The following is a 5,778-nucleotide window of genomic DNA, read 5'->3' as shown; positions in this document are numbered from 1 at the left end:
CTGCGGCGTTTACAGCAGCCCTCGCTGCCCCACGGCCCGCTCCTGAGCGCTCAGACGCGCTCCGGAGCGGCCGCTTGCACTGCTGGGCGGGCGGTCGCGGCCTATTGGTTGCCGGCCGGCTCGGCGTCCCACAGGTCTTCGACGCTGGCGTTGAGCGCCTTGGCCACCTTCAGCGCCAGGTAGACCGAGGGCGCGTAGTCCCCCGTCTCCATCGCGATGATGGTCTGACGGCTCACCTGAACGGCCGCCGAGAGCCCCTGCTGGGTCAGGCCGGCTTCTTTGCGGGCGGCCCGGATGCGTACACCGGCCGTGCCGTCCGCCTCAGGAGCGCGCACCGGCCCGGCTGGAGGGGCCATCAGTCTTCGTCCGCGGCGACAGCTTCGAGTTGACGCCGGCGCCGACCTTGGACGACCTGAACCACCAACCCGACCACACCGCCGACGACGCCGCCGATGGCCGCGCCCCGCCACGTGGCGCCCTCAGGGTCGTAGGCGTAGAGCGCGCCGACCAGGAACACCGCGTACGGGATGCCGCCCACGATGCCCCAGAAGACGCGCTTGGCAGTCCAGGACCGGGGCAGGGTGTCGACGCGGCGCCGGCGCACGTACAGCGTGCAGACCCACATCGGGACGAGCATGGCGGCGAGCACGATGGCCAGCGGGATCACCGAGGGGCGGCCCAGCACCCACACCAGGATCGCCCCGGCCCACGGGACTGCGATCCACTGCATCGAGGCGGCCGCGGCTATGCCCTCGTACCACCGGAAGCGCTCGCGCTCGTCGCCGTACCAATCGCCATCAAGATCGAGATTCCACCGCACAATCCGATCGAGAATTGTCGTCGTCATGCATCCAGGATGGCGTCAAGTTCTCTTGACGTCAAGGGGACTTGACGTCAAGACTGCTTGACATGCCGGCGTCACAGCGTCTGGATCGTCGCGATCCGTTCCTCGAGCTGCTCGATCGTCGCCTGCGCGCTGGGCGGCCCGCCGCAGAGCCGGCGCAGCTCGGCGTGAATCTTGCCGTGCGGCAGGTTCGTGCGGTGGTGGTGCGCGGCGACCAACGTGTTCAGCTGCCGCCTGAGGCTGTTGCGACGCTCCCCCGCGGTCATCGGCGGCGGCGCCTCCCGTTGGGCCGGAGCGGCCGGCTCAGCCGCCTTCTGCCGCTTCTTCGCGGCCAGCTGGTCCGCCTGCCGCTTGTTCAGCAGCACCGAGACCTGATCGGCGGTGAGCAGCCCGGGCAGTCCGAGGTATTCCTCCTCCTCGGGCGTCCCGGTCAGCGCCCCCATGCCGAAGGACGTGCCGTCATAGATGACCTGGTCGAGTTCCGCGGTCGCCGAGAGCGCCTCGAACTGCTTCTCGAGCTCGCCCTCCGCGTTCTCCTCCCGCTGCGCCCGCTCGAGCAGGTCGTCGTCCAGGCCGTCCTTCTGCTTCGGCAGGCCCAGCACGTGATCGCGCTGCGCCTCCATCTCGCTGGCCAGCCCGAGCAGGTGCGGCACGCTGGGCAGGAAGACGGTCGCTGTCTCACCCGGGCGCCGGGCCCGCACGAAGCGGCCGATCGCCTGCGCGAAATACAGCGGCGTCGAGGCGCTGGTGGCGTAGACGCCGACGGCCAGCCGGGGGATGTCGACGCCCTCCGAGACCATCCGCACAGCCACCAGCCAACGGTCCTGCGAGGTGGCGAAGGTCGCGATCCGCTTCGAGGCGCCCTCGTCGTCCGAGAGCACCACCGTCGCCGGCTGCCCCGAGATCTCGCCGATGAGCTTGGCGTAGGCGCGGGCGGTCTGCTGGTCGCTGGCGATGATCAGCCCGCCGGCGTCGACGATGCCGTGCTCCCGCAGCTTGGTCAGCCGGGCGTCGGCGGCCCGCAACACCTGCGGCATCCAGTCGCCGCGGTGGTCGAGGGCCGTGCGCCAGGCCTGGGCGACCAGGTCCTTGGTCATCGGCTCGCCGAGCCGGGCGGCCAGCTCGTCACCCGCGTTGGTACGCCAGCGCGTCTCGCCGGAATAGGCCATGAAGAGCACCGGCCGCACGACCCCGTCGCGCAGCGCGTCGGAATAGCCGTAGACCGAGTCGGCCCGCGAGCGCTGCAGCCCGTCCTCGCCCCGCTCGTAGCTGACGAAGGGGATCGGGTTCTCGTCCGAGCGGAAGGGCGTCCCGGTCAGCATGAGGCGGCGTTCGGCGGGCTCGAAGGCGGCCTTGACGCCGTCACCCCAGCTGCGCGAGTCGCCGGCGTGGTGGATCTCGTCGAGGATCACCAGCGTCGGCCGGGTCATCGTGCGTCGCCGGTGCACCGCCGGCGCCATGCCGACCTGGGCATAGGTGAGCACCGCGCCGTGGAAGTCGCGCGACGAGTGGATGTCGGAGTTGCGGAAGGCGTGGTCGAGCTGGATGCCGACCCGGGCCGCGGCCGACGCCCACTGCACCTTGAGGTGCTCGGTGGGGCAGACCACGGTGACCGCCTCGACGGTGCCGTCGGCCAGCAGCTCGGCGGCGATCCGCAGCGCGAAGGTGGTCTTGCCGGCGCCGGGGGTCGCCACCGCCATGTAGTCGTCGCTGCGGCGGCGCAGGTAGCCCACGAGGGCCTTGCGCTGCCAGTCGCGAAGCGGGGGGAAGGTCTCCAGATCCGGCAGTGGCGGGCTCAAGCTGCGACGATCCTTTCCCCTCAACAAAACACCCCCGGCAAGGGACCGGAGGCGGCATTCAGCATAGCCGCGGCGACGGCCCGGCGCGGGTTACGGCGCAGCCACCGGCGCCGACCATCGGCGGTACAGCGCCACCAGGCGCACCCCCGTGATGAGCAGCGCCGATGCGGTCATCGTGAGCGGGTCGACGACCCCGGCCCCGCGCAGGATCGTGACAAGAATCGCGCCGCCGAGGGCGGCAACGGCATAGATGTCACGCTGCAGAACCGCCGGGATCTCGCCGGTCAGCAGGTCGCGGGCCAGCCCGCCGCCGATCGCCGTGAGCATGCCGATCAGGCACGCGCCGACCGCGGGCACCCCGGCGTCCAGCGCCTTGAGGGTGCCCGTGACCGTGAAGAGGCCGAGCCCGGCCGCGTCGAGCAGCAGCACCGCGCGGCGCCACCGGCTCAGCTGAGGGTGCAGCCAGAAGACGGCGAGCGAGGCGACGACCGCCGTGACCGCGTAGCGCCAGTCACCGAAGGCCAACGGCGGCACAGCATCGATCACCAGGTCACGCACGATGCCGCCGCCGAGCGCCGCGACGAAACCGACGAAGGCGATCCCGAACAGGTCGAGCCGCTTCGCGATTCCGGCCGAGGCGCCCGAGGCGGCAAAGACCGCCACCCCGACCAGGTCGGCGACGAGGAGCCCGTCCCCCGCGTTCACCGGGCGCCTCGGGAGGAACGACCGGTCAGTGCTGCATCGATTCGTAGATCTCTTTGCACTGCGGGCACACCGGGGAACCCGGCTTCGGTGACTTGGTCACCGGAAACTTCTCGCCGCACAGCGCGATGACGTACGTGCCCATGACCGCGCTCTCGGCGATCTTCTCTTTGCGCACGTAGTGGAACATCTCTGGCCCGGTGTCGGCGTCTTTGGTTTCCGGACGCTCCAGAATCTCCGTGCTCACGACATCTGCCCTTCAGGTCACGTGGTCAGGATCGTCGAGCCACCGGTCCCCCCGGCCCACGGCAGCTGACGAAAGCTCCAACCCGCAAGTGTGGCACCTCGGACCGGGCCGGTCCAACGACCAGGTCGCCGGTCTTTGTCCAGGTGAGGATCAGGCACCGTACGGTAGCTCTCGTGACTGACTTCGCGATTCGATACGGCGAGCACGTGACCCGTGCCCGCCGGGAGGGCCGGCCGGTGGTCGCCCTCGAGAGCACCATCATCTCGCACGGTCTGCCGCACCCGGACAACCTGCGGGTGGCGCGTGAGATCGAGCAGACCGTCCGCGACCAGGGTGCCGTGCCCGCCACGATCGGCATGATCGGCGGCGAGTTGCTCGTCGGCCTCGACGACGCCCAGATCGAGCACCTGGCCCTGGCCGAGGGCGTGGCTAAGCTCTCGGTCCGCGACCTCGCCGTGGCCGCCGCCCGGCGGGCCGACGGCGCTACCACGGTCGCCGCTACCAGCGCGGTCGCGGCCGCCGCGGGCATCGGCGTGTTCGCCACCGGCGGCCTGGGCGGGGTGCACCGCGAGGCGAACGTCACCTTCGACGAGTCGGCCGACCTCACCACGCTGGCGCGCACGCCCATCGTGGTGGTCTGCGCCGGCGTGAAGTCGATCCTGGACGTGGGCGCCACGCTCGAGCGGCTCGAGACGCTCGGCGTGTCCGTGGCCGGCTACGGCACCAAGCGCTTCCCCGGCTTCTTCATCACCGACGGCGGCTTCGACGTCGACTGGCAGCTCGACTCGCCCGAGGAGGTCGCCGACGTGATCCGCGCCCGGTCGGATCACAACGTGGGGGCCGGCGCGCTCATCCTGGCCAACCCGCTTCCCACCGACGAGCAGCTCGACCCGGAACTGCACGACCGCACGCTGTCCGAGGGCCTCTCGCTGCTCGCGCGGGGTGGCATCACCGGCAAGGCGGTGACCCCGTTCCTGCTGAGCCACTTCCACGAGAGCACCGAGGGCAAGAGCCTCGAGGTCAACGTCCGCATCATCCTGCGTAACGCCGCCCTCGCCGCGCAGATCGCGGTGGCCACCGCCACCGAGGCGACCGCGCCGCTGGGCTTCACCGTCCCGGCGTGACGATCATCGTCGTCGGCGATCTCGTCACCGACGTGCTGGTGGCCCACGGCGGGCCCATCGAGCTCGGCTCGGACACCGCCGCCGCCATCACGGTGGGCGGCGGTGGTCAGGCCGCGAACACGGCGGCCTGGCTGGCGCACACCAGCCGGCCCGTCACGCTGATCGCGGCGGTCGGCGACGACGCGGCCGGTCGCGAGCGGGTGGCCGAGCTGACCGCGGCCGGGGTGCGCTGCGCCGTACGCGCTCACTCCGGCGCGGTCACCGGCAGCGTCGTCGTGCTGGCCGGCCCCGAGGAACGCACGATGATCACCGACCGTGGTGCGGCCCTGCTGCTCGACCCGGCCGACGTCCGGGCCGAACTCGAGGCCACCGACGCGACACACCTGCATCTGTCGGGTTATCCGCTGCTGCACGACGGGTCGCGGACGGCCGGGCTCGAAGCACTGGCGGCCGCCGCCGAGCGGGGGCTGACGACCAGCGTCGACGCAGCCTCGGCGGCTCCGCTGCGCTCGGTGGGCGCGCGGGCCTTCCTGACCTGGGTCGCCGACTGTGACCTGCTGCTGTGCAATGCCGACGAGGCTGACGTGCTCGCCGGTCCGGCAGCCGCCGCCGAGCAGGCTCGGCGGTTGACCAGCCACGTTCGCAATGTGGTGGTCAAGCAGGGTGCCGCCGGCGCCACGTGGGCCTCTCGGGGCGGCACCGTGGTCACGGTGACGCCGTCCCGCGTCCCGATGAAAGATCCGACCGGCGCCGGTGACGCCTTCGCCGCAGGGCTGCTCGCCGCGTGGTGCTCGGGCCAGGAACCGGGGGCCGCGCTGAAATCGGGGGCCGCGCTCGGCGCCGAGGCAGTGGCCTCGATCGGCGCCCGGCCCCGCGGATGACAAGTTTCCCGATTGCCCGGTCTTAAGGGCGCGGTTAACGCTTCTCGCGGGGTCGGCCCGGATCCAGTGCCGCTCTCGAGGGCGCGGCTAACGCTTCTCGCGGAGTCGGCCCGGATCCAGTGCCGCTCTCGAGGGCGCGGCTAACGCTTCTCGCGGAGTCGGCCCGGATCCAGTGCCGCTC

Annotated in this window: 7 protein-coding genes; 2 read left to right on the top strand and 5 right to left on the bottom strand. The window is 71.5% G+C overall.

Annotated features, from left to right (window positions below):
- Positions 1 to 101 precede the first annotated feature (101 nt).
- The 5 genes from KXC43_RS25870 to KXC43_RS25850 form a co-directional block, all read right to left on the bottom strand.
- Complete coding sequence (locus tag KXC43_RS25870; RefSeq protein WP_221378751.1) at positions 102 to 356, bottom strand: helix-turn-helix transcriptional regulator; 255 nt, start codon at positions 354 to 356, stop codon at positions 102 to 104.
- Positions 356 to 847, bottom strand: a complete 492-nt coding sequence (locus KXC43_RS25865; protein WP_221378750.1) for a hypothetical protein — start codon at positions 845 to 847, stop codon at positions 356 to 358. The genes KXC43_RS25870 and KXC43_RS25865 overlap by 1 nt, the downstream gene beginning before the upstream one ends.
- 71 nt (positions 848 to 918) lie before the next feature.
- Positions 919 to 2,643 (bottom strand): DEAD/DEAH box helicase, encoded by a 1,725-nt coding sequence (locus tag KXC43_RS25860; protein ID WP_221378749.1) that lies wholly within the window; start codon positions 2,641 to 2,643, stop codon positions 919 to 921.
- Positions 2,644 to 2,733: 90 nt separating this feature from the next.
- Entirely contained in the window at positions 2,734 to 3,348 is a 615-nt protein-coding gene (locus tag KXC43_RS25855) for a trimeric intracellular cation channel family protein (protein WP_221378748.1), read from the bottom strand.
- A 25-nt stretch (positions 3,349 to 3,373) separates the two neighbouring features.
- The gene (locus tag KXC43_RS25850; protein WP_221378747.1) at positions 3,374 to 3,592 is read right to left on the bottom strand and encodes a DUF3039 domain-containing protein; all 219 of its coding nucleotides are present in this window, start codon (positions 3,590 to 3,592) and stop codon (positions 3,374 to 3,376) included.
- Between the two features lie 173 nt (positions 3,593 to 3,765).
- On the opposite strand from KXC43_RS25850, the gene KXC43_RS25845 reads away from it, so the two are divergent.
- Complete coding sequence (locus tag KXC43_RS25845) at positions 3,766 to 4,716, top strand: pseudouridine-5'-phosphate glycosidase (protein WP_221378746.1); 951 nt, start codon at positions 3,766 to 3,768, stop codon at positions 4,714 to 4,716.
- A 2-nt stretch (positions 4,717 to 4,718) separates the two neighbouring features.
- Positions 4,719 to 5,597 (top strand): carbohydrate kinase family protein, encoded by an 879-nt coding sequence (locus KXC43_RS25840; protein WP_221378752.1) that lies wholly within the window; start codon positions 4,719 to 4,721, stop codon positions 5,595 to 5,597.
- Positions 5,598 to 5,778: the final 181 nt, after the last annotated feature.

It is taken from the genome of Paractinoplanes polyasparticus, from assembly GCF_019710575.1.
GTDB lineage: Bacteria > Actinomycetota > Actinomycetes > Mycobacteriales > Micromonosporaceae > Actinoplanes > Actinoplanes polyasparticus.
This window is presented reverse-complemented; position numbering and strand designations above follow the sequence as displayed.

Coding starts and splice junctions, on each gene's coding strand:
- KXC43_RS25870 (WP_221378751.1), bottom strand. CDS start 356: ATGGCCCCTCCAGCCGGGCCGGTGCGCGCTCCTGAGGCGGACGGCACG.
- KXC43_RS25865 (WP_221378750.1), bottom strand. CDS start 847: ATGACGACGACAATTCTCGATCGGATTGTGCGGTGGAATCTCGATCTT.